The sequence below is a fragment of the Pseudomonas alkylphenolica genome (assembly GCF_016009175.1).
Lineage (GTDB): Bacteria > Pseudomonadota > Gammaproteobacteria > Pseudomonadales > Pseudomonadaceae > Aquipseudomonas > Aquipseudomonas alkylphenolica_B.
In genome coordinates, this window is record NZ_JADUCM010000017.1 from 60661 (window position 1) to 82661 (window position 22001).

At 59.9% G+C, this 22001-nt stretch carries 21 protein-coding genes, 1 tRNA gene and 1 pseudogene; 12 read left to right on the top strand and 11 right to left on the bottom strand.

Features of this window, described 5'->3' with window-relative positions; all coding sequences use genetic code 11:
• Window positions 1–354: 354 nt before the first annotated feature.
• Window positions 355–1656 (top strand): OprD family porin, encoded by a 1302-nt coding sequence (locus tag I5S59_RS15830; RefSeq protein ID WP_197877469.1) that lies wholly within the window; start codon window positions 355–357, stop codon window positions 1654–1656.
• Between the two features lie 30 nt (window positions 1657–1686).
• Here the strand turns inward: I5S59_RS15830 and I5S59_RS15835 are convergent, their stop codons facing one another.
• Window positions 1687–3351, bottom strand: a complete 1665-nt coding sequence (locus tag I5S59_RS15835; protein ID WP_197877470.1) for an FMN-binding glutamate synthase family protein — start codon at window positions 3349–3351, stop codon at window positions 1687–1689.
• 223 nt (window positions 3352–3574) lie between these two features.
• Between I5S59_RS15835 and I5S59_RS15840 the strand changes: the two genes are divergently transcribed.
• Window positions 3575–4771, top strand: coding sequence for an MFS transporter (locus tag I5S59_RS15840; RefSeq protein ID WP_197877471.1), 1197 nt, complete (start codon window positions 3575–3577; stop codon window positions 4769–4771).
• 60 nt (window positions 4772–4831) lie between these two features.
• Window positions 4832–5863 carry an ADP-glyceromanno-heptose 6-epimerase gene (gene rfaD, locus I5S59_RS15845; protein ID WP_197877472.1) on the top strand — a complete coding sequence of 344 codons (1032 nt, stop codon included), beginning with the start codon at window positions 4832–4834 and terminating at the stop codon, window positions 5861–5863.
• On the opposite strand, the gene I5S59_RS15850 is transcribed toward rfaD, so the two are convergent.
• A complete protein-coding gene (locus I5S59_RS15850; protein ID WP_197877473.1) occupies window positions 5860–7239 on the bottom strand; it encodes an NAD(P)-binding domain-containing protein in 1380 nt (459 codons plus the stop codon). The genes rfaD and I5S59_RS15850 overlap by 4 nt on opposite strands.
• Before the next feature lie 520 nt (window positions 7240–7759).
• On the opposite strand from I5S59_RS15850, the gene I5S59_RS15855 reads away from it, so the two are divergent.
• From I5S59_RS15855 to I5S59_RS15870, 4 genes and pseudogenes are all read left to right on the top strand, one after another.
• Window positions 7760–7939, top strand: a complete 180-nt coding sequence (locus I5S59_RS15855) for a type II toxin-antitoxin system HicA family toxin (RefSeq protein WP_197877474.1) — start codon at window positions 7760–7762, stop codon at window positions 7937–7939.
• A 13-nt stretch (window positions 7940–7952) separates the two neighbouring features.
• The gene (locus I5S59_RS15860) at window positions 7953–8360 is read left to right on the top strand and encodes a type II toxin-antitoxin system HicB family antitoxin (protein ID WP_197877475.1); all 408 of its coding nucleotides are present in this window, start codon (window positions 7953–7955) and stop codon (window positions 8358–8360) included.
• 146 nt (window positions 8361–8506) lie between these two features.
• Window positions 8507–8746 (top strand): type II toxin-antitoxin system RelB/DinJ family antitoxin, encoded by a 240-nt coding sequence (locus tag I5S59_RS15865; protein WP_197877476.1) that lies wholly within the window; start codon window positions 8507–8509, stop codon window positions 8744–8746.
• Window positions 8736–9024: pseudogene (locus I5S59_RS15870) on the top strand (type II toxin-antitoxin system RelE family toxin). The gene I5S59_RS15865 and the pseudogene I5S59_RS15870 overlap by 11 nt, the downstream one beginning before the upstream one ends.
• A gap of 102 nt (window positions 9025–9126) precedes the next feature.
• On the opposite strand, the gene I5S59_RS15875 reads toward I5S59_RS15870, so the two are convergent.
• Window positions 9127–9651, bottom strand: coding sequence for a Bro-N domain-containing protein (locus tag I5S59_RS15875; protein WP_197877477.1), 525 nt, complete (start codon window positions 9649–9651; stop codon window positions 9127–9129).
• Window positions 9652–9974: 323 nt separating this feature from the next.
• A tRNA-Thr gene (locus tag I5S59_RS15880) sits at window positions 9975–10050 on the bottom strand.
• A 449-nt stretch (window positions 10051–10499) separates the two neighbouring features.
• On the opposite strand from I5S59_RS15880, the gene I5S59_RS15885 reads away from it, so the two are divergent.
• Window positions 10500–10859 (top strand): SMR family transporter, encoded by a 360-nt coding sequence (locus tag I5S59_RS15885; protein ID WP_128323293.1) that lies wholly within the window; start codon window positions 10500–10502, stop codon window positions 10857–10859.
• Window positions 10853–11182: a multidrug/spermidine efflux SMR transporter subunit MdtI gene (gene mdtI, locus I5S59_RS15890; RefSeq protein WP_128323294.1), complete on the top strand. Its 330-nt coding sequence runs from the start codon at window positions 10853–10855 to the stop codon at window positions 11180–11182. Before I5S59_RS15885 ends, mdtI begins: the two co-directional genes overlap by 7 nt.
• 242 nt (window positions 11183–11424) lie before the next feature.
• On the opposite strand, the gene I5S59_RS15895 is transcribed toward mdtI, so the two are convergent.
• From I5S59_RS15895 to I5S59_RS15915, 5 genes are read right to left on the bottom strand one after another with little or no spacing between them, the layout of a single operon-like run.
• A complete protein-coding gene (locus I5S59_RS15895) occupies window positions 11425–12645 on the bottom strand; it encodes a methyltransferase (RefSeq protein WP_197877478.1) in 1221 nt (406 codons plus the stop codon).
• A gap of 46 nt (window positions 12646–12691) precedes the next feature.
• Window positions 12692–13381 carry an ABC transporter permease gene (locus I5S59_RS15900; protein WP_197877479.1) on the bottom strand — a complete coding sequence of 230 codons (690 nt, stop codon included), beginning with the start codon at window positions 13379–13381 and terminating at the stop codon, window positions 12692–12694.
• Entirely contained in the window at window positions 13378–14073 is a 696-nt protein-coding gene (locus tag I5S59_RS15905; protein ID WP_197877480.1) for an ABC transporter permease, read from the bottom strand. Before I5S59_RS15905 ends, I5S59_RS15900 begins: the two co-directional genes overlap by 4 nt.
• 57 nt (window positions 14074–14130) lie before the next feature.
• A complete protein-coding gene (locus I5S59_RS15910; RefSeq protein ID WP_197877481.1) occupies window positions 14131–14892 on the bottom strand; it encodes an ABC transporter substrate-binding protein in 762 nt (253 codons plus the stop codon).
• 13 nt (window positions 14893–14905) lie between these two features.
• Window positions 14906–15679, bottom strand: coding sequence for an ABC transporter ATP-binding protein (locus I5S59_RS15915; RefSeq protein ID WP_128323299.1), 774 nt, complete (start codon window positions 15677–15679; stop codon window positions 14906–14908).
• Window positions 15680–16288: 609 nt separating this feature from the next.
• Between I5S59_RS15915 and gabP the strand changes: the two genes are divergently transcribed.
• Window positions 16289–17683 carry a GABA permease gene (gabP, locus tag I5S59_RS15920; protein ID WP_128323300.1) on the top strand — a complete coding sequence of 465 codons (1395 nt, stop codon included), beginning with the start codon at window positions 16289–16291 and terminating at the stop codon, window positions 17681–17683.
• A 77-nt stretch (window positions 17684–17760) separates the two neighbouring features.
• Here gabP and I5S59_RS15925 read toward each other — a convergent pair whose 3' ends face one another.
• Together I5S59_RS15925 and ppk2 are read right to left on the bottom strand one after the other, a co-directional pair.
• Window positions 17761–18201, bottom strand: a complete 441-nt coding sequence (locus I5S59_RS15925) for a hypothetical protein (RefSeq protein ID WP_197877482.1) — start codon at window positions 18199–18201, stop codon at window positions 17761–17763.
• Between the two features lie 84 nt (window positions 18202–18285).
• On the bottom strand, window positions 18286–19308 hold the full coding sequence (gene ppk2 / locus I5S59_RS15930; RefSeq protein ID WP_232239791.1) for a polyphosphate kinase 2: 1023 nt from the start codon (window positions 19306–19308) through the stop codon (window positions 18286–18288).
• Between the two features lie 255 nt (window positions 19309–19563).
• On the opposite strand from ppk2, the gene I5S59_RS15935 reads away from it, so the two are divergent.
• Window positions 19564–21060, top strand: a complete 1497-nt coding sequence (locus tag I5S59_RS15935) for a DUF3300 domain-containing protein (protein WP_197877483.1) — start codon at window positions 19564–19566, stop codon at window positions 21058–21060.
• A gap of 26 nt (window positions 21061–21086) precedes the next feature.
• On the top strand, window positions 21087–21974 hold the full coding sequence (locus I5S59_RS15940) for a DUF2950 domain-containing protein (protein WP_197877512.1): 888 nt from the start codon (window positions 21087–21089) through the stop codon (window positions 21972–21974).
• Window positions 21975–22001 lie beyond the last annotated feature (27 nt).

The following is a 22001-nucleotide window of genomic DNA, read 5'->3' on the forward strand; positions in this document are numbered from 1 at the left end:
TCTGTTGCCCTCGGTTGAATTAGTGTTTCTGGATGTTTCACGTTTAATGCATTGATTTGGATCCACTTTTGCTCGGCTTTGGTGCGCAAAAAATGTAGGAATCTTCCCTTAACGGCTGCAGATCACGTCAATAGTCATCACTTTTTCACGTTTTTTTGACACGGCGATCCGCGCGCGGATAGGATTCGGTCAACGCCTGTAGGCCCACCAGCCAAGAGTCCAAAATAAAAGGCCCGCTGCGATCATTCGCATGCGGGCTTTTTATTTTCTGACCCGTGAGCGTCAACCCACGCAGGGGGCGTGGTTCTGGCGTCGGCTGCAGAGCGTATTTGACTACGTAATAAGGAAAATAAAATGTTGAAAACCAGGATCAGCCTGATCGCGCTGGGGCTTATGGCAGCGACTCAGGCCATGGCCAATGACCAGGCCGCGTCGAAGGGCTTCGTAGAAGACAGCAGCGCAAACCTGCTGCTGCGCAACGCCTTCATCAACCGTGACAAGAAGCATGGCACCGAGGACCAGTCCGAGTGGGGCCAAGCGTTCATCGGTAAGTTCTCCTCCGGCTTCACCCAGGGCACCGTTGGTGTGGGTGTGGACGCTTTCGGTCTGTACGCAGTGCGTCTGGACGGCGGTAAAGGCCGTAACGGCGGCGCCGGTATCGACTTCTTCAAGCCAGGCAATGGTGACAGCGACGAAAACCCTACCGGCTCGCCGCACAACCTCGCCCGTGCGGGTGCAGCGGTTAAATTCCGCGTCTCCAATACAGTTCTGAAGTACGGCGACCAGATGCCGGAACTGCCAGTGCTGCAGTACGACGATGCTCGTCTGCTGCCAGAAAGCTTCACCGGTACTCTGATCACCTCCAAGGAGATCGAGGGTCTGGAACTGAATGCTGGTCGCTTTACTCAAGAAGCCCGCAAAAGCATGGAGCACCGCGATAGCGGTGGTCTGAAGTCGATCAATGTTCTGGGTGGTAGCTACAAGTTCACCGAGAACCTGTCGGCTTCGGTATACGGCTCTGACGTCGAAGACGTGCTGAAGAAGTACTACCTGGGTGTTAACTACGTTCACCCGCTGGCTGATGATCAGTCCCTGACCCTGGACTTCAACGGCTACAAGTCGGACATCGACAAGAAGTATGTCGCTGAAGCTGACCTGACCGGTGACTCCAACACCATCTGGAGCCTGGCCGCCACTTACGCCTTCGGTCCGCACTCGATCACTATCGCTCACCAGCGCAGCACCGGCTCCACCGGCTACCAGTACGGCTGGTACCAGAACGAGGGTGGTGTGGGTGACGGTGGCTCGACCATCTACCTAGCCAACTCCTACTGGTCTGACTTCAACGCTGAAGACGAGCGTTCCTGGCAGATCGGCTACGGCCTGGACTTCGGCGCCTTCGGTATTCCGGGCCTGAAGTACAACGTTGCCTACGTGCGTGGTGACAACATCAACACTCACGGCTTTGGTGAAGGCACCGAGCGCGAGATCTTCAACCAGGTCAAATACGTAGTTCAGGAAGGCCCTGCCAAGGACCTGTCCATCAAACTGCGTAGCTCGTTCCTGCGTACATCTGAAAGCGTTCGCTTGAGCAAGTACAACGATGACGGCAACGAAGTTCGTGTGTTCGTCGAGTACCCGATCAGCATCTTCTGATAGCTGTTTGGTGTTGCTGACAACCCCGGCCTAGGCTGGGGTTGTTTGTTTCTGCGGCAGGGAACGCTTGACCACTGTCGTCTCGCCAGTCTCCGGTTCGAAGCTATCGCTGCGAGCCATCCGCCACATCCGTGCATAGAACTCGCTGTCGATCGAGCCGCTGAGCAACTCACCGGGCTTGAGGAACACGTGCAACTGCGAAAACAGGCGGATTTCGCTGGCGCTGATACGCCGTACCAAGTGTTTCGGCTTGAGCTGGGACGGGTGATCAAGGCCTGCAGCAGCGAGCATCTCGGCCAGTGCATGCAGGGTGTTGCGGTGAAAACTGTAGACCCGCTCGGCCTTGTCCGGCACTACCAGGGCGCGTTGGCGCAGTGGGTCCTGGGTGGCCACGCCGGTCGGGCATTTGTTGGTGTGGCAGCTCTGCGACTGAATGCAGCCAATGGCAAACATGAAGCCCCGTGCCGAGTTCACCCAGTCCGCGCCGATGGCCAGTACGCTGGCGATGTCGAAGGCACTGACGATCTTGCCGCCGGCACCGATGCGCACCTTGTCGCGCAGGTTCAGGCCGACCAAGGTGTTGTGCACGAACATCAGGCCTTCGCGCATCGGCACGCCGATGTTGTCGCTGAATTCACGTGGTGCTGCGCCTGTCCCACCTTCCTTGCCATCGACCACGATGAAATCGGGAACAATGCCGGTCTCCAGCATGGCCTTGGCGATGCCCATGAACTCCCACGGATGCCCCAGGCAGAACTTGAAACCGACCGGTTTGCCGCCAGACAGCATGCGCAACTGGGCGATGAATTCCAGTAGTTCGAGCGGCGTGCGGAAGGCGCTGTGCGCCGCCGGTGAGATGCAGTCTTCGCCGACCGTCACGCCACGGGTGGCGGCGATCTCGGCGCTGACCTTGTGCCCAGGCAGAATCCCGCCATGCCCGGGTTTTGCACCCTGGCTCAGCTTGATTTCGATCATTTTCACCTGCGGGTCACGGGCTTGCTCGGCGAAGCGTTTGGGGTCGAAACGGCCATCGCCGGTGCGACAGCCGAAATAGCCACTGCCGATTTCCCAGATCAGGTCGCCGCCGTGCTCGCGGTGGTAAGGGCTGATGCTGCCTTCGCCGGTGTCATGGGCGAAACGACCACGCTTGGCACCCTGGTTCAGGGCGGCAATGGCGTTGGCGCTGAGGGCGCCGAAGCTCATCGCGGAAATGTTGAAGATCGAGGCCGAGTAGGGTTGACGGCACTGCGGGCCACCGATGGCGATGCGAAACGAGGCGGGGTCGGGGGTGTCTGCCGGCAGCATCGAATGGCTGATGAACTCGAAGCCCGGGCGGTAGACGTCATTGAGCGTGCCGAAGGCTTTTTCCGCGCTTTCATTCTTGGCGCGTGCGTACACCAGCGAGCGCTGGGCACGGGAGAAGGGCAGCTTGTCGTCATCGCCTTCCAGCAGGTACTGGCGAATTTCCGGGCGGATGGTTTCGATCAGGTAGCGGATGTTGCCCAGGATCGGGTAGTTGCGTCGCACCGCGTGGTGGCTTTGTCGCAAGTCATTGAGGCCCACCAGGCTGAGCAGGGCGCTGATCAGGGTGAAGGGCCAGAGCCAGGTTTGGCTCGACAGGTAGTTCAGGCTGATACCGGTAAAGAGCAGACAGCCGACCAGACAGGCGTAACGGCTGGGAAGCGAAGCTTTCATGAATCTTCCGCTGACATATGAGGTTCGCCCTAGGATAGGGTAAGCGTGCGCGCGGAAAACCCGTGAAATCGGTAAAAGACTTTTATCCCCGACGTGCTTGCAAAGGCGCGTTGCAGCGCGTTAGTTCGCTGTTGACTGAACCCAACTCCGGCAGTTGCATAACAGCCGCTCGGCAGCCCCGTGTTACAAGGCTTCTCCCGTCATTTTCAAGTGAATCCGCACGATGTCCGCACCGCGCACCGAAAACGCCGGACAGGGGTTCGGCCTGCTCTGCCTGGCCAGCTACCTGCTGTCGTTGTCTTATGGCTCGACCTTTTTACTGTCGCTGCTGGTCAGTAGCCGGGGCGGCAACGAGCAGGACGCCGGCCAGATCATTTCCCTGGCGATGCTCAGCACCGTGGTTGCCGTGCTCGGCAGCGGGCATCTGGCCGACCGCCTGGGTTCGGCCCGTGCCATCGCGCGTTCGGCGCTGTGCCTGGTTGGCGCCTGCCTGGGCTTTGCCCTGGTGCCCGGCACTGGCGGCGGGTTGATGCTGTGTGGCCTGGTTCTGGGGCTGGGGTGGGGCGCGTTCTATACCCTGGGTCCGATTCTGGTGGCCGAACGGGTCGATGCTCAGCGTCGTACTCACAGCTTTGCCCTGCTCTCGGGCAGCATGATGAGCGGCATCGGTTCCGGGCCCTTGGTGGGCAAGCTGGCGAGCTTTTTCGCCCTGCCGGTACAAACGGCGTTCTACACGGCGGCGCTGGCTGCGCTGATCGGCCTGGTGATATTCAACCACCTGGCACGCCAGCAGCGCCCGGCGAGCAGCCGGGTCAGCATCAGCCGTCGGGCAAGCATCGCGGTGCTGGGTTCAAAAGCGCGCTGGCCGATTCTCATGGTGGGCCTGGGGGGCGCCATTTTTGGCGGCCTGGGCAGTTTCCAGACGTCGTATGCCGCCGGCCGCGGGCTGGACTACTCGCTGTTTTTCATCGGCTTCATGAGTGCAGCGATCAGTTGCCGCCTGCTGATCGCCGGCTGGGTGGTCAAGTGCGATGCTTATCGCGCGTCCTGCCTGCTTTCGGGGTTTATCGTACTGGCGGTACTGGCCCTGGGCTGGCAGGTGCAGGGCAATCTCGGTTACTTGCTGGCCGCCGCACTGCTGGGCGTCGGTTACGGGCTGAACTATTCGGTGATCAACGGCCTGGCCGCCAATCAGGCACCGCTCGGGCACACGCCGCAGGCGCTGTTGCTGTTCAGCCTGTCGTACTTTCTGGGTGTGTTCGGCTTTCCCTGGCTGGCCGGGCACCTGATCGTCAGCGGTGGCACCGAGGCAATGATGGTCTGTTTGCTGGTGGTCGCCCTGCTCAACTGGGCAATCAGCCTGGGTCGACTGCTGGGGCGCCGATTGGGGAAAACCAGTGGAATTATTGATCCTGGTTAATAGTTGTACAAAAAACTCTCCCTAGAATGGTCGCTTCGCACCCTTACAGGGGGATTTGGCATGACGATTATCGTGACCGGCGCCGCCGGGTTTATCGGTAGCAACCTGGTTCAGGCCCTTAATCAGTGCAACGAAACCGACATCATCGCCGTCGACGACCTGACCGATGGCGACAAATTCAGCAACCTTGCCGACAGTGACATCGCTGACTACCTGGACAAGGATGATTTTCTTGACCGCTTCAGTCGCGGCCAGTTCGGCAAAGTGCGCGCCGTGTTGCATCAGGGCGCCTGCTCAAGCACCGTCGAAGGCGACGGGCGCTTCATGATGGACAACAACTACCGCTTCAGCCGCGACCTGCTCGATGCCGCCCAAGGCCTGCAGGTACCGATGCTCTATGCGTCGTCGGCGGCGGTGTATGGCGCCGGGCAGGACTTTCGCGAACAGCGCGAATGCGAGCGCCCGCTGAACGTCTACGGCTACTCCAAGTTTCTGTTTGACCAGCGCGTACGTCGGCAACTGCCGGTGGCGCGCAGCCAGATCGTTGGCCTGCGTTACTTCAACGTCTACGGGCCTCACGAGCAGCACAAAGGTGCCATGGCCTCCGTGGCCCTGCACTGCTTCAACCAGTACCAGGCCCACGGCAAGGTCAGCCTGTTCGGCAGTTATGGCGACTACCCCAGTGGCGGTCATCTGCGTGATTTTGTTTCGGTTGAGGACGTGGTCAAGGTCAACCTGTTCTTCCTTGACCGCCCGCGGTTGAGCGGCATTTTCAACGTCGGCAGCGGCCGGGCCCAGCCCTTCAACGATGTCGCGCTGGCAGTGATCAACCGCCTGCGTGAACAGCAGGGCCAGCCCCCGCTGTCACTGGAAATGGCCTTGCTCGAAGGCATTCTGGAATACAGTGAATTCCCTGATCACTTGCGTGGCAAGTATCAGTGCTATACCTGCGCCGACCTTGAGCGCTTGCGCGCTGCAGGTTTCATGGCACCAACACTGACAGTCGAGCAAGGCGTTGCCCGCTACTGCGACTGGTTGCAGGGAATACAAAGCCCGCCACCTGCTCCGTTCAAGCAAGCGGCGGCTGCTTAATTTTTATGCAGGGCTTTCACATCGCTCTTGGCTGAGGTCTCGCGCAGGTACTCCTCCAGCGAGTCATCCATGGCCTTCAGCCAGCGCGTGTGGTGGGGCACCGCTGCCGTCCCGGTAATCACCGAGCGGTAAGACTTGTCGCGGTAACCCATGATGTCCTGCTTCTTGTCCGTCTTCCATTTCAGGAAGATGCGGTTTACTGCATCGATATCGAAACTCGGATAGTCGGTCTGCTCGATCAGGTGCGCGATGTAGCGGCCCTGGAACTCATACATCGACGCAGTGGTTTCCAGCGCTTGTTCCTGTGCACGCCATTGGGCGTTGTCAGCCTGCATGTCGGCAATAGTCGGTAGCGTGATGCGCCCGAGCATGTAGTCGCGGGCAAACCAGGCCTGGGCGTCGAACAGGTTGAAGCTGTACCAGAGGTCCTGCATGCCGAGGTAGATCAGCTGCGGGTTGTGCTCCCAGATTACGCCCTGATACAACCCCAGCGGCCACAGGCGGTTGTCGGTCTTGAGCGTCAGCTCGTCGGGCAGGAAGGGGAAGTGATGCTGGTAACCGGTGCACAGAATGATCGCATCGATGCGCTTGCTGGAGCCGTCGGCGAAGTACGCCATGTCGCCTTCCACCCGCTGCAGTTGCGGGCGCTCTTCCCAGCCCTTTGGCCATTTGTAGCCCATCGGCTGGGTGCGGTAAGCGCTGGTGATTGAGCGGGCGCCGTATTTGAAGCATTGCGAACCGATGTCTTCGGCCGAATAGCTGCTGCCCACGATCAGCACGTCCTTGCCCTTGAACTCCATCGCCTCGCGGAAATCGTGTGCGTGCAGAATGCGCCCGGAGAAGCGCTCGAAGCCTTCAAAGTCCGGCACGTTGGGCGTAGAGAAATGCCCGCTGGCCACCACCACATAATCGAACACCTGCTCGATGCCTTCACCGCGTGCGTAGTCGTAGGCATTGACCGTGAAGGTGCGGCTGGCCTCGTCGAAACGTACGGCTTTTACCGCCGTGTTGAAGCGGATGTAATCGCGCACACCGGCTTTGATCACCCGCCCCTGAATGTAATCCCAGAGCACCTCGCGCGGGGGATAAGACGAGATCGGCCGGCCGAAATGCTCATCGAAACTGTAGTCGGCGAACTCCAGGCATTCTTTCGGCCCGTTCGACCACAGGTAGCGGTACATACTGCCGTGCACCGGCTCGCCGTGCTGATCCAGCCCGGTGCGCCAGGTGTAGTTCCACATCCCGCCCCAGTCGGCCTGTTTCTCGAAACACACCACCTCGGGCATGGCTGCGCCCTGGGCATGAGCGGATTGAAAGGCACGCAGTTGCGCCAGGCCAGAGGGGCCCGCGCCGATAATGGCAACACGAATAGTCATAAGATTTCCTGACAGAAAACACTGAAAAAAGGCAAAGCGTCTCCAGCCCTGAACGGCATAACCGAGGGCAAGGGAAAGCGAAGAACTTCAGGTGTCAGCGGGCAGGCGGAGGGACGGGTCGCTTGCGTTTATGCGCGAGAAGGATGTCGCGGGGTGGAATCGACAGCGTGTGGAACAGTGTCGAGAGGGGTGAGTGGGTGGTGGGCCCGATCGTCTTGCCGAACAGTGCGGCAAACGGGCCTTGGGGGCGAAAGATACGTGTGGTCTCGTTCATGACGGGCTGATTCTGCCTCTTTTGGTTATGGATGCCTTTTTAGCTATAACGGATGGGGGGTGGGATTACAAGGTTTTGGGCGTCGGCAACATGCTGCGGTACTTCATGGCGAGAGGGAAATGCTGGCTTGGTCATACTGCTGGGCTACCGGCCTTGGCCGAGTGTGCCAGATGCTTGGTAGGTATAGTGTTGATAAATTCAGGTTGGTGGTTATAATAACCACCAGCCGGCTGGTCAAGGATGACTATGAATAGCCGACAGCTCATTGCTCAAATCGAAGCGGACGGTTGGTATCTGGTGAGAATCAGAGGAAGCCACCACCATTTCAAGCATCCAGTTAAATCTGGGCTGGTGACGATCCCTCATCCCAAGAAGGACCTGTTAGCCAGTACTGCGAGCAGCATATTGAAGCAAGCCCAGCTCTGATGAGGATTTCGAGATGCTTTTTCCGATTGCGATTCTCCCTGGTGACGAGAGTCACGCCTGGGGGGTAGAAGTTCCGGACATTCCGGGCTGCTTCTCTGCAGGAGATGATCTGGACGATGCCATGGCGATGGCGCGTGAAGCCATCGAAGGCCATCTGGAGATTCTTGCCCAGGACGGGCAAATGATTCCCAAGGCCAGCAAGGTGACAGCCCACGCGACCAACCCGGCTTATGCGGGGTGCACTTGGGCAGTGATTGATATTGATGTGAGCAAGTATCTGGGCAAGGCCGAAAAGCTGAACATCACACTGCCGGCGTATTTGCTTAGCCGTATCGATGCCTATGTGAAGAACCATCCAGAACAAAAGAGCCGATCAGGTTTTTTGGCAGAGGCTGCGCTGAAAGTCCTGCAGAGTTCCTGACTGTAGGAGCTGGCGGCAGCCTGCGATCGAGCGCGCAGCGCTCGCAAGTTCACTGCTGCTCCGTCGGAATACCTGCTTGCTCACTTGCTCAATCAATTGATTCACGTCATTGTAAAGACCAGTGTCATTACAATGAGGCCGGAACCATGGCATCCATCAATGTCCGCATCGACGACGATCTTAAGGCACGCGCCTACCGCGAGCTTGAAAAGCTCGGTGTCACCCCCTCCGAGCTGATGCGCCAAGCCTTGCAGTATGTGGCAGAGCGTGGACAGCTACCTTTCAAGCCAGTCTTGATGACTGAAGAAGATGAATCACTGCTTGCAACCGTGCGTGAACGTCTCGCCACTCCCCAGAGGGTGAAGGTCTCGCTGGATGACCTATAGCCTTGAATTTGATGCGCGAGCGCTTAAGGAATGGCACCAACTGGGCGACACCGTTCGCCAGCAGCTAAAGAAAAAACTGGCTATGGTTTTGCTCAACCCACGGGTTGAGGCGAACCGGCTGCATAGTTTGCCCGATTGCTACAAGATCAAGTTGCGGTAGCGGCTATCGTTTGGTTTACCAAGTGATTGACCAAGAGGTCGTGGTGTTTGTAGTCGCTGTGGATAAACGAGAGCGGGAGCAGGTTTATCGCAAGGCGGCCGAGCGATTGGGAGATTGAACCCAAGCTTGTGAGCGCGGCGCCTTCCGGGCACAAAAAGGCCCACCTTTCGGTGAGCCTCTTCGGCTGTAGGACCAGCCCAGCTGCTATGCCCTCAACCTGTCATTTCATCGAACTAACCGAAGCTTGCTCCACCGATGGCATCAGCACAGTCATATCCCGCCACTTGACCCAAGCTTCGTTCTGCCAATTCAACACGCTCACTGAGCGCTCTGCCCACTGCAACGCGCTGAAGGATGGCCCTTGTCCAAGTGACGTGGTCGAAGCGCTGCGCAATGCTGGAATCACCTCGTGAGTAAGCCACAGGCGAAGATTCCGGTTCTCGGGAATGTGGTGATACACCATCAGTGCGTACATGCCCGACTCGCTGACCATCAAAGTCTTCTTCGCTTCCCCGTGATAGGTTAGCCAGACAAACCGATGCTGGTCGCTGCCGAGCTTGTGGAGAAGACGCTCATCCAAGTGAAGGCCCATCATGCGGCCAAGCTCGTTAACACTGAACCACGCTTGAGATTCCAGCATCAGCGCGTGGATGACACGATTATTGCGAGTAAACCGGGTTGGTTCGAAATGCTCGTTCATTTTGAAGTGTCCACTAGTCGTGATAACGCCGCTTTCGCGGTCCATGTGTTACCCCACTAGACAGGACGCCAATCCCGTATCGCTAACGTGTAGCGATGGTCGAATCTATCTGGCTGATTCTTGGTTGGGCAAGAGAGAAGAGGTAGTGGTGGCTGTGCGAAATTTCTAATTTTGGTCGGTGCGGAGGTGGCAATGCTGCCGAGGTGTGTTTACGCGTGCGGCTTTTCACCTTGAATTGAGTGCCGGGTATCCGGTCGGGCTGCTTCACTGCCCATCGCTGGCAACACCGGCTCCCACAGGGACAGCAGTGTTTTCCAGGCGCAAACAAAAAAGGCCCACCTTTCGGTGAGCCTCTTTTTTACTGCGTATGGTGCCGGCACCAGGAATCGAACCCGGGACCTACTGATTACAAGTCAGTTGCTCTACCATCTGAGCTATACCGGCACAGGGGCGTCATTATAGCGATCAGTTTGCGTCTGTAAACTACTTCTGCAATTTTCCTTTCAAGGCCCTATTTCAGCGGCTTTCCGGTGGTGATTTCTGGGATGCAGCCAAGGGGAAGAGGGCGCTCGCCTTGGTTTTTGAAGGCGACAAAAATAATTTACAACGCTTTCCGTCGCCTTTAAGGGCTTTCTCCTGAATCCATCCTGAAGGACGCGAGTTTTTATTAGTTATTTTCTATCGCTTTGACTTTAGCGATGTCTTCAGCTAATTTAGTGTCCATTATGTTGAACACTAAAGCGTTTCCGCTCTTCACCTCCCGCCTGGTTTCCCGTGAACGTCACTGGACCGGCGATCTGTAGCGCCTCCCCCGACAAACAGTCTTTCTTCTCTTTTTGTCTGTAGCCGACGCCGCGAGTGCGGTCGGATTGTGTCGCCCGTGGGAGGGCATCATGCGTTCCTGGATCTATCTGTTCATTGCCATCACCGCTGAGGTGATCGGTACCGCGTCGATGAAATTCGCCGCCACTCATCACCCGATTCTTGGTCATGGCTTGATGTATGCCCTGATCGGCCTGTCGTATTTCTTCCTCGCCCTGGCGGTCAAGCGGGTGCCGGTAGGTGTTGCCTACGCGCTGTGGGAAGGTATCGGTATCGTCTTCATCACCCTGATCAGTGTCACCTGGCTGGGCGAAAGCCTGGGCCTGCTGAAGGCCGCGGGCCTGGGCGTGATGATCGCCGGTATCCTGCTGATCAAGTCGGGTACCCGCGCAGCACCTGCCCCGCGTAACACGGAGGCACTGCCATGCTAACCATGAACTGGATTCCCTTTGCCTGGCTGGGCCTGGCTATCGTGCTGGAAGTGATCGCCAACCTGCTGCTCAAGTACTCCGATGGCTTTCGCAAACGTGCCCTGGGTATTGCCTCGATTCTCTGTGTACTGGCGGCCTTTACCGCGTTGGCACAGGCGGTTCGCGATATTGAACTGTCGCTGGCGTATGCCATCTGGGGCGGCTTCGGCATTCTCGCCACGGTGGCCATGGGCTGGGCCTTGTTCGGTCAGCGTCTGGCCGGGCGGGGCTGGTTGGGCCTGGTGCTGTTGCTGGCGGGCATGAGCCTGTTGAAACTGGCCTGATCAACGCCCTTAGAGCCATTCGCTGGAAAGCTTATGCACAAGGCGCATGCCAGGTATGTAGCGCATACATCGGACCAACGCTTGCCGTTGGTCTTTGCGCAAATGGCTGTTTTTGCTGGCCATAAACGGCTGAACAAAAAGCAGCCAGTCGCATAAAGCGCTTGGATCCAAGGTTTTTCAGGGTTTTTTCAAAAGGTTTCCCACAGACTTATCCACAGGCTGCGCACAGTTGCGCGGCAAGCCTAGTGACGCTCTGCCAGTAGCATCAGGTTGCGTGGTGTCAGTGGTTGTTCGCAGAAGACACCCAACTGTAGCTGGTAACCCTGTTCCTGCAAGTACAAAGCACGATCCAGTACCAGCCACAGTTCCAGCGGGCGACGGAACAGGTTGCGCAGCAGCTCAAGGTTGCGCACCTGCGCCAGACGCTGCCAGCCCATGGCCTGAAGGGCACCCCAGTCTGGCTGGTGGTCGATGTGCAGGCCCTTGAGGGCAGCCAGCCCCCGGCAATAGTCGGCATAGGGCTTGTGGAGCCAGCTGACTGGCAACGACGGTGTAGGCAAGTACTCGTCCTCGTCGCGCAGCTGGCGTTGCAGCAGATCGAACCCCAGGCGTCTGGCCATTGATTCGTCGCGCTGCCGGCGCACCCGGGCGCCAGCGGTAACGGTTTCGCTCAGTGGCAGGCCGAGGTCATCAATCGACAGCTGCAGGCCAGAGGCAATGGCCGCAGCAGATAGAGGTTGATACGCCGGCGCTTGAATGCGGTTGTAGCAGCACGGCGCGATCGCCAGCTGACGGCAGCCCTGTTGACTGGCCAGTTGCATCAGGCGCACATGCAGATCGCCGCAGGCATGCAGGGCCACGGCGGTATGTTCCGGGCCCAGTTGCTGTGCGGCGTCGTCAGCCAGTACATCCTGCAGCCGGTGGTCGGCGCCCAGTTGGTGATGCTGGCTGAGTTCGCGGCCGGCTTCGACCAGCGTCGGGTCGAACTCCAGGCAGGTCAGGCGTTGCCGGTCGGCCTGCAACAGGCGTCGGCCGAGGTGGCCTTTGCCTGAGCACCAGTCCAGCCAGTGCTGCGGTGGGCGGGCAAAGTCCAGATGGCTGGCGAAGGCCTCGATCTGCTGCCACTTGCGTCCCGGTACATCCACATTCAGGCGATGGCTCGCGGGTGCCAGGGCAATGCTCGGCAGTTCGCCGACTTCAGACAGTTGCCCGGCCTGTTTTGCCAGCTGGGGAAAAGGCGCGGGTGCCTCCAGCTGTTCAGGGTGGTTGTGCGCCGCCTCGGCCTGCTCCAGTGAACGTTGCCGCAGCCAGTGAGCCAACGCCGGGTGTTCGGCCTCCCAGGGGAGTTGTAGCTGGGTAAAAGGACGTGGTCGCCACAGCGCCTGATGCTCGCGCACAAAGCCGTCCAGGGCCTGGAAGCGGCTGAGCAGTTGGTCGTTGGTGAGCGGGCGTGGGGTGGTCATGGGCAGGTAGAAAAAACGGGGCTGTGATCAGCCCCGTTATACAGGATCAACGACCCTGGCAGGCGTCGACGCGCAGCCAGCGTTCAAGTTGCTTGAACGCTTGCACCAGCAGGAACGAGATCACCAGGTAGAACAAGCCGGCGGCGAAGAAGATCTCCACAGGCAGGTAGGTACGGGCGATGATCGTGCGCGCCATGCCGGTCAGCTCCAGCAGTGTCACGGTGCTCGCCAGGGCGCTGGCCTTGAGCATGAGGATCACTTCGTTGCTGTAGGCCGGCAGGCCGATCCGCGCAGCGCGGGGCAGCATGATGTAGAACAGCGCCTTGGCCCTGGACATGCCCAGGGCACGTGCAGCTTCGATTTCACCGCGAGGGATGGCTTGCAGCGCGCCACGCAGGATCTCGGCGATGTAGGCGGCCGTGTGCAGGGTCATGGTCAGCACGGTGCACCAGAACGGATCGCGCAAGTACGGCCAGAAGGCGCTATTGCGCACCGCATCGAACTGGGCCAGGCCGTAGTACACCAGGAACAGCTGGACCAGCAGCGGCGTACCGCGGAAGAAGAAGATGTAGCCGAAGGGCAGTGCCCGCACATACCAGTGGCGCGACGAGCGCGCGATACCCAGCGGAATGGCCAGGATCAGGCCGGCAATCACGGCGATGGCGACCAGTTCCAGGGTCAGCGTGGCGCCTTGGGCCAGGCGCGGCAGCCACTTGATGATGACTTCCCAGTTCATTGGTTAGGCCTCGCGAAGCCGCGTGCGGCACGTTTTTCCATGAAGTGCATGCCGGTCATGGCAAGTACGGTCAGGCCCAGGTAGATGACGGCGGCGACCATATAGAAGGTGAAGGGCTGCTTGCTCACCGTCACGGCGATCTGCGAGTGACGCATGATCTCTTCCAGGCCGATCACCGATACCAGCGCGGTGTCTTTCATCAGGATCATGAACAGGTTGCCCAGGCCCGGCAGGGCGATGCGCCACATCTGCGGCAGAATCAGCCTGGAGAAAATCCGCCCTTTCGACAGGCCCAGGGCCAGGCCCGCTTCGCGGTGGCCTTTGGGGATGGCGAGGATCGCGCCGCGGAAGACTTCCGTGGCATAGGCGCCAAAACACAAGCCCAGGGCGATCACGCCCGCAGCAAAGGCGTTGAGCTCCAGGCCGGGAATATTCAGGGCTTCGCCAAGCCGGTTCATCAGGCTGACGGTGCCAAAGTAAATCAGCAACACCCAGAGCAGTTCGGGCACGCCGCGAACCAGGGTGGAGTAGAAACCACCCAGCCATTGCAGGGGTTTGTACGGTGAAGTTTTCGCCAGGGCGCCAAGCAGCCCCAGTACCAGCCCCAGACACAGGGCCGACAACGCGAGTTTGACGGTCATCAGCGTTCCGGCCACCAGGGCCGGACCGAATCCGTAGAGATCAATATTCATGGGCAGGTTTGTTCAAGGGACCGGCATCGCCACCAGGGCGATGCCGGTCGGGGCGAATCAATAGATGCTGAACGGGAAGTACTTGTCGTTGATCTTCTTGTAGGTGCCGTCGGCAACGATTTCCTTCAGGGCGGCGTTCAGCTTGTTGCGCAGTTCATTGTCACCTTTGCGCACAGCGATACCGACCTTGTCGCTTTCGTTCACCGGCTCGCCTTTGAACTCGTAGTTCTGGCCTGCAGCAGACTTGAGCCAGTCGTAGTTGGCGTACTTGTCGGCCAGCAGGGCGTCGACGCGGCCCGAGGTCAGGTCCAGGTAGGCGTTTTCCTGGGTGTCGTACAGGCTGACCTTGAAGTCGCCGTCCATGCCGCCGTTATCGTCCAGCCAGGTAGCGGCCTGGGTGGCGCGCTGGGTGCCGAGGGTCTTGCCCTTGAGCGAGGCTTTGTCGGTCTTGAAATCGACTTTTTTCGGGGCGATGAACTGTTGCTTGTTCGAGTAGTACGGGTCGGTGAAGTCCACCGCCTGCTTGCGCTCGTCGGTGATCGACAGCGACGAGACGATGAAGTCGAACTTCTTGGCGTTCAGGGCCGGGATGATGCCGTCCCAGTCGGAGGTAACGACTTCGCACTCGACCTTCATCTTGGCGCACAGGGCATCACCGATGTCCTTGTCGAAGCCGACGACCTGACCGCTGGCGTCCTTGTTGTTGAACGGCGGGTAGGCCGCCTCGATGCCCATCTTCAGTTTCTCGGCAGCCATGGCATTGGCCGAGAACACCAGCGTGGCGGCAGCTGCCAGGAGGAATTTCTTATAGGTCTGCATGCGTGTTGCTCCGTTAGCGGTTGCTGGACATGAATTGTTTACAACGCGCCGAGTTCGGGTTTTCAAAAACCTGCTGCGGCGTTCCCTGCTCTTCGACCAGCCCTTGGTGCAGGAAGATGACTTCGCTGGACACCTGGCGGGCGAAGCCCATTTCGTGCGTAACCAGTAGCATGGTACGGCCTTCTTCGGCCAGGGCGCGGATAACGTTGAGCACTTCCTGGACCATTTCCGGATCCAGGGCCGAGGTTGGCTCGTCAAACAGAATAACCTTGGGCTTCATGGCCAGGGTGCGGGCAATCGCTGCACGTTGCTGCTGGCCGCCGGACAATTCGGCCGGGTAGCTGTGGCGCTTGTTGTGAATGCCGACCTTGTTGAGCAGGGCTTCGGCATGTTCGATGGCTTCGGCCTTGCTCTGGCCGAGCACGCGACGGGGCGCCTCGATAATGTTGTCGAGGATGCTCATGTGCGGCCACAGGTTGAAATTCTGGAACACAAAGCCGATCTCGCTGCGCAGGCGATTGATCTGCTTGTTGTCGGCAGCCACCAGTTCGCCGTTCTTCGCGGCTTTGAGCCGCAGCTCTTCACCGGCGACCAGGATCTGGCCCTGGTGCGGGTTCTCCAGCAAGTTGATGCAGCGCAGCAGGGTGGACTTGCCGGAGCCGGAAGATCCCAGGATCGAGATCACATCGCCATCGCGAGCGGTCAGCGAGATGCCCTTGAGGATCTCCTGGTCGCCGTAGCGTTTGTGCAGGTCGCGGATTTCAAGCGCGGGCGTGGCCTCAGCCATGTGCGGTCCTCATGTGTTCTGGTGCGCTCCTGCTGTTGGCGGCCTTCTTGGCGAGCGCCAAGCTAGCATAGCGGCCGAATGACAGCCAACAACGTCGGGCGGGGCAAGCGGCTACCGGGAGGGCGGGTGTCGCATCGTTGCAGCGGACTGTCGCGCGGATGACCACTTACCCTCGTTTCCAGGGCCGGAGCCTTGATGAAAAAAGGCGCGATGGTGCCAGTTTTGGCCAGTGCTGGGAAGTCGTTTCTGACCTTGCGCAGCGCTTGGGCGGCTGATTGTGGCTGATGGTTGCTCCTTCGGGTTGCTCCTTTTTTGCCCTTGACGTGTGCGTAAGGTGTTACCGCTGCCGGATTTTGGTGCGCCCGGGTAATTGTAAGTGGGTATTTCGGTAATTGAACGTTTGCGCGTATTTTACAGGGGCTTTCGGTCAGGTTATGGCCGAAAGGCCTGTAAGCCTTGTTTTACGAGGGCGTGAGATATTTCGAACGAACGGTCATCGTGCTGGCGCGGATATTGCGATCAAGACCGGCAACAGGATGTAGCAAACTTTTTATCCAAGGCGCGCCTCAGGTCGCAGGGTTAAAACGCAATTCTTGCAAAGGTAGTTTTATGAGCGGTACGCACAATTCCAATGACCTCGCTCAGGGGCTCAAACAGCGGCATGTCACCATGCTGTCCATTGCTGGTGTGATCGGTGCCGGCCTGTTCGTAGGTTCCGGCCACGCCATTGCTGCAGCCGGCCCGGCCGTTTTGCTGGCCTATGCCGCCGCCGGTACCCTGGTGGTGCTGGTCATGCGCATGCTCGGGGAGATGGCGGTTGCCTCGCCGGATACCGGGTCGTTTTCCACCTATGCCGACAAGGCCATCGGTCACTGGGCCGGCTTTACCATCGGCTGGCTGTACTGGTGGTTCTGGGTGCTGGTGATTCCGCTGGAGGCCAACGCCGCCGCGACCATCCTGCATGCCTGGTTCCCCGATGTGGCCATCTGGGTCTTTACCCTGGTCATCACCTTGCTGCTGACCGCGACCAACCTGTTCAGCGTGAAGAACTACGGTGAGTTCGAGTTCTGGTTCGCCCTGCTCAAAGTCGTCGCGATCATTGGCTTCATCATTCTCGGCCTGGCGGCAGTGTTCGGCTTCCTGCCTAACAGCCAGGTCAGCGGTGTCAGCCACCTGTTCGATACTCAGGGCTTCATGCCTAACGGCCTGGGCGCCGTGCTGGCGGCGATGCTGACCACCATGTTCTCGTTCATGGGTACCGAGATCGTCACCATTGCTGCTGCCGAATCCAAGGATCCGGGCAAGCAGATCTCCCGGGCCACCAACTCGGTGATCTGGCGGATCTTCCTGTTCTACCTCGTGTCGATCTTCCTGGTGGTGGCACTGGTGCCATGGAACAGCAGCGAACTGGCTGAAGTCGGTTCCTACCAGACCGTGCTGAACCTGATGGGCGTTCCCAATGCCAAGCTGATCGTCGACATCGTGGTGTTGATCGCGGTAACCAGCTGCCTGAACTCGGCGCTGTACACCTCTTCGCGCATGCTGTTCTCCCTGAGCAAGCGTGGTGATGCCCCGGCCGTGGCCCAGCGCACCACCTCCAGCGGTACCCCGTATGTGGCCGTGGTGCTGTCGACCGCTGCTGCGTTCCTGACGGTAATTGCCAACTACGTGGCACCTGCCGCAGTGTTCGAGTTCCTGCTGGCCAGCTCTGGCGCCATTGCCCTGCTGGTGTACCTGGTGATTGCCGTGTCGCAACTGCGCATGCGCCGTCAGCGCATGGCCCGTGGCGAGAAGATTGCCTTCAAGATGTGGCTGTTCCCGGGCCTGACCTGGGCGACCATTGTCTTTATCGTCGGTATCCTGACCGTGATGCTGATCCGTCCGGATCACCGTATCGAAATCATTGCGACGGGCCTGCTGTCCATCGCCGTGGTTGCGGCGGGGCTGCTGGTAGCGCGCAAGCGCAAGGCCGAAGTGGCTGGGCGTGTGGCATTGAACAACTGATTCAGTGACGCTGAAATGAAAAGGCCGCGATCTGTGAAGATCGCGGCCTTTTTTGTTATTGCCGGAGCCGCGTGGGTTTAGCCGAACTGCTTCTGTTGCTGCTTGGCCACCGCCTCGGAGGCGGAGATGTAGGCGGCCTGGAACTCATCGCTTTCCAGCCAGGCCATGGTGGTGGCCTCATCGGCACCGTCCAGCCATTTGCGGTAGGCGGTGAACACCATGACGATGTAGTCGGTAGCGTGTTCTTCCTTGTGGCCTTTGAGCACCAGGGCCAGCAGCGGGTCGACCAGGAACACCGAGATCAGGGCGACCAGGCCGTTTTCCTGGGCCGCCTTCATCTTCTCGAACAGGGCGTTGTAGCTGCCCGAGTCCATGGCCTTGTTGAATACCTGCTCGACACTGGCGCTGGCGCTCTCGCCGCTGCTCTTGACCGCCTGGCCGCTGCGCACCATGCGGTTTTCCCGGGCCTTGGTGGCGGCGCGCTTGGCGCGTTTTTGCTGTTTGCTGCTGGAGGCCATCGGTGAATCCTTGTGGTAAGCCGGAAAATGCTGCGTATTGAATCGCAGTTGGCCGGGAAACCCAAGTGCATCCGACGACCTCGATCAGGCAGGTTGGGCCAGTTCGCCGCGATCTTCTTCCACCAGCACCCGTGAAGCCCGCTCTACCAGCAGCGGGTCCGGCTGGTGGGCGACGCGCAGGTCTTTGCCCGGGTAGTCCAGCGAATGCAGGAAATGGCGGATGCAGTTGAGCCGGGCGCGCTTCTTGTCGTCGGACTTGATCACCGTCCACGGCGCGTCGGCAGTGTCGGTGTGGAAGAACATGGCCTCTTTGGCGGCCGTGTACTCGTCCCACTTGTCCAGCGACTTGATGTCGATGGGCGACAGCTTCCAGTGCTTGAGTGGGTCGTCGCGGCGCGAGATGAAGCGGCGCAGCTGCTCTTCGCGGTTCACCGAGAACCAGTACTTGAACAGCAGGATGCCACTGTTGCAGAGCATGCGTTCCAGATCAGGTGCCTGGCGCATGAACTCCAGGTATTGCAGGGGCGAGCAAAAGTCCATCACCCGCTCAACGCCCGCGCGGTTGTACCAGGAGCGGTCGAAGAAGACCATTTCGCCGGCAGTCGGCAGGTGCTGGATGTAGCGCTGGAAGTACCACTGGCCCTTTTCCTGCTCGGAGGGCTTCTCCAGGGCGACGATGCGCGCCCCGCGCGGGTTCAGGTGCTCCATGAAGCGTTTGATGGTGCCGCCTTTGCCGGCGGCATCGCGGCCTTCGAACAGTACGACGATGCGCTGGCCGGTTTCCTTGACCCAGCTTTGCACCTTGAGCAGTTCGATCTGCAGGTCGTGCTTGGCCCTTTCGTAGTCGGCGCGGCGCATGCGCGTGCGGTAGGGGTAATTGGCCGGCAGGGCCGCCGAGGTACTGTCTTCGTTCGAGCCGCGCGGGGCCGAAGCGACCTTGAGCGCAGCAGGTTGCTGGCTGATGGCGCTGATCTCGCCGTCACGGCTGACCGGCGCTGGTTTGCGGGTGGTGCGGGGCCGCCGTGCACGGGTAGCGGCGGGTTTGGCGCTGGCCGACGTATTTGGGGTTGGCGAAGGCAGAGGCAGGGCGTTGGAATCTTCGATCATTGTAAAGGCCTGTTAGTGCTTGCGAGTGTCCTTCAGGCAGCTTACGGCGGTGCTGCCAGGGCACATTGACTGCGGTCAACTGCCCTGACGTTCGGGTGCGCAGAAGCAAAGTAATGCGCGAACCAATGGCAAAATTTTTAGCTTTGCTACTATTAACCAGCGGCTTTGAAGCTGGGATCTGCGGCTTGCAACGTCGGCTTCGCTTACCTGATGGTGATCCATTCATTCAATCCGGCCTGAGCATATGGAGTTGCAATGCGCATTCCATTTTTTTACGCGCTGTCAGCTGTCCTGTTCCTGAGTGGAATTCACGGCGTGGCACTGGCAGAGGATGCTGCCGCGCCTGCGCCAGCCAACACTGCCGCACCCGCACCCGCACCCGCACCCGCACCCGCCGCGGCAGCGAACGACGCCGTCTTTACCGAAGAACAACTCGATCAGATGCTGGCGCCCATCGCGCTTTACCCGGACCCCTTGCTGGCCCAGGTGTTGATGGCCACCACGTACCCGGGGGAAATCGCCGAGGCCGTCACCTGGTCCAAGGCGCACCCGGACGCCAAGGGTGACGATGCGGTCAAGCAGGTGGCGAACCAGACCTGGGACCCCAGTGTGCAGGCACTGGTGGCCTTCCCGCAGGTACTGGCAACGCTCGGGCAGGACCCGGTATGGGTGCAGCGCCTGGGCGATGCCTTTCTGGCCCAGCCCAACGATGTCATGAACGGTGTGCAGCGCTTGCGTCACCAGGCGCAGGCGGCAGGCAACCTGCAAAGCAACCAGTACCAGAACGTGACAATCCAGAATGTCGCGCCAGCGGCGCCCGCCGCTGCCCCCGCCAAAGCGCCGGCTTCAGCCCCGGTAGCAGCACCAGCCAGTAGCTCCACCATCATCATTCAACCTGCCGACCCGCAGGTGGTCTATGTGCCCACCTACAACCCGACCACAACCTATGGCACCTGGGCTTACCCGTCGTCACCGCCTGCGTATTACCCGCCGCCGCCCGCCTATTACCCGGGCCAGGCCCTGGTAGCCGGGCTTGCGTTTGGTGCCGGTGTGGCGATTGTTGGTTCGTTGTGGGGTGAGTGTGACTGGGACGACCACGACGTCGACATCAACGTCAATCGCTACAACAGCATCAACTCCAACAACCGTATCGCCAACAACCAGACCAAATGGCAGCACAACCCGGTGCATCGCAACGGTGTGCCCTATCGCGACAGCCGCAGCCGCGAGCAGTTTGGCCGCCAGCTCAATGGCGCTGCCCAGCGTGAGGCGTATCGTGGCGACACGGCCCAGCGTGCCCAGGCACGGGAAAAAGCCCGCAGCTCAATGGAGCAACACGGGTTCGAGCGCCCGGCCACCAGCAACCGTCAAGCCCGTGACCAGATGCGCGAAGCCCGCTCCGCCCCCGGCGGTAACCGCTTGCAGGAAGGTGCGCAGAGGCCGAAGGCGGCGGATCGTAGTCAGAATGCAGCCAAAGCTGCCCGCGAGCGCCAGAATGCCCAGACAACACAGCGCCGCGAGCACCAGCCGCAAGCGCGTCAGACCGCAGCCAAACGGCCTGCGGCCAAAGCCAGCGGTGCCCGTAACAACGCATTCGCCGGTGCGCGCTCATCCTCCCAGTTCAATTCGCAAGCCAACCGCGGCCGGACCAGCCTGGCCTCCGCGCAGCGCCCACACGCTTCGCGACCCGCCGGGCACCAGATCAGTCGTCCATCCAGCCCACCAGCACGTTCACGGGGAGGCCGTCGTTGAATAACAAACCTGGTGTGAAGGCGTTCATGGGCACGCTGTGCCAAGCCCTGGCAATAACCCTTGGCCTTGGCTGGTCATGCCTGGCGGCGGCGCAGGAAGAGTTTGCGACGCCAGAAAAGGCTGCGCAGGCGTTTGTCGAAGCCCTGGGTACCGAGCAGGCAGATCAGGCGCGCTTGTCCTCGCTGCTTGGCAAGGACTGGCACAGCTTCATTCCCCGTGCAGGCTCCCAGCGCAAAGATGTGGAGGCGTTTTTAAAGCAGTACCACGAAAAAAACCACATTGAGAAAGTCAGTGACAACAAAGCCGTGCTGTCGGTCGGCAGCAACAACTGGACGCTGCCCATACCCATCGTAAAAGGCCCGAGTGGCTGGCACTTCGATGTAAAGGCCGGTAGCGATGAAGTGCGTGCGCGTCGAATCGGCAGCAATGAACTGTCGGCGGTGCAGGCGGTGCTGGCGTATCACGATGCGCAGATGGACTACGCATCAGTCGACCGAGACGGGGACGGTGCGCTGGAGTATGCGCAAAGAATATTCAGCACCCCGGGCCAGCACGACGGGCTCTACTGGGCGGACGATGACAGCGGCCAGATCAGTCCGCTGGGCCCTTCGTTCGGCAATACCATCGCCGGCGAGGGCTGGCATGGCTATCACTTTCGCATCCTTGAAGGGCAGGGGCCTTCCGCACCGGGTGGCGCCTACAGCTACCTCATCGGTGACAAGATGAGCCGGGGCTTTGCCCTGATCGCCTGGCCGGAAAAATACAAAGACACTGGGGTGATGAGCTTCATGATCAGCCATGACGGGCAGGTGTTCGAGAAAGACCTGGGTCCCGATAGCGAAAAACTGGCGAAGGCGATGAAACAGTTTGATCCGGATGACAGCTGGAGCGAGGTGACTGTCGACCAGGATTAGGCAGGGACGCTACATGGCGCGACCCGC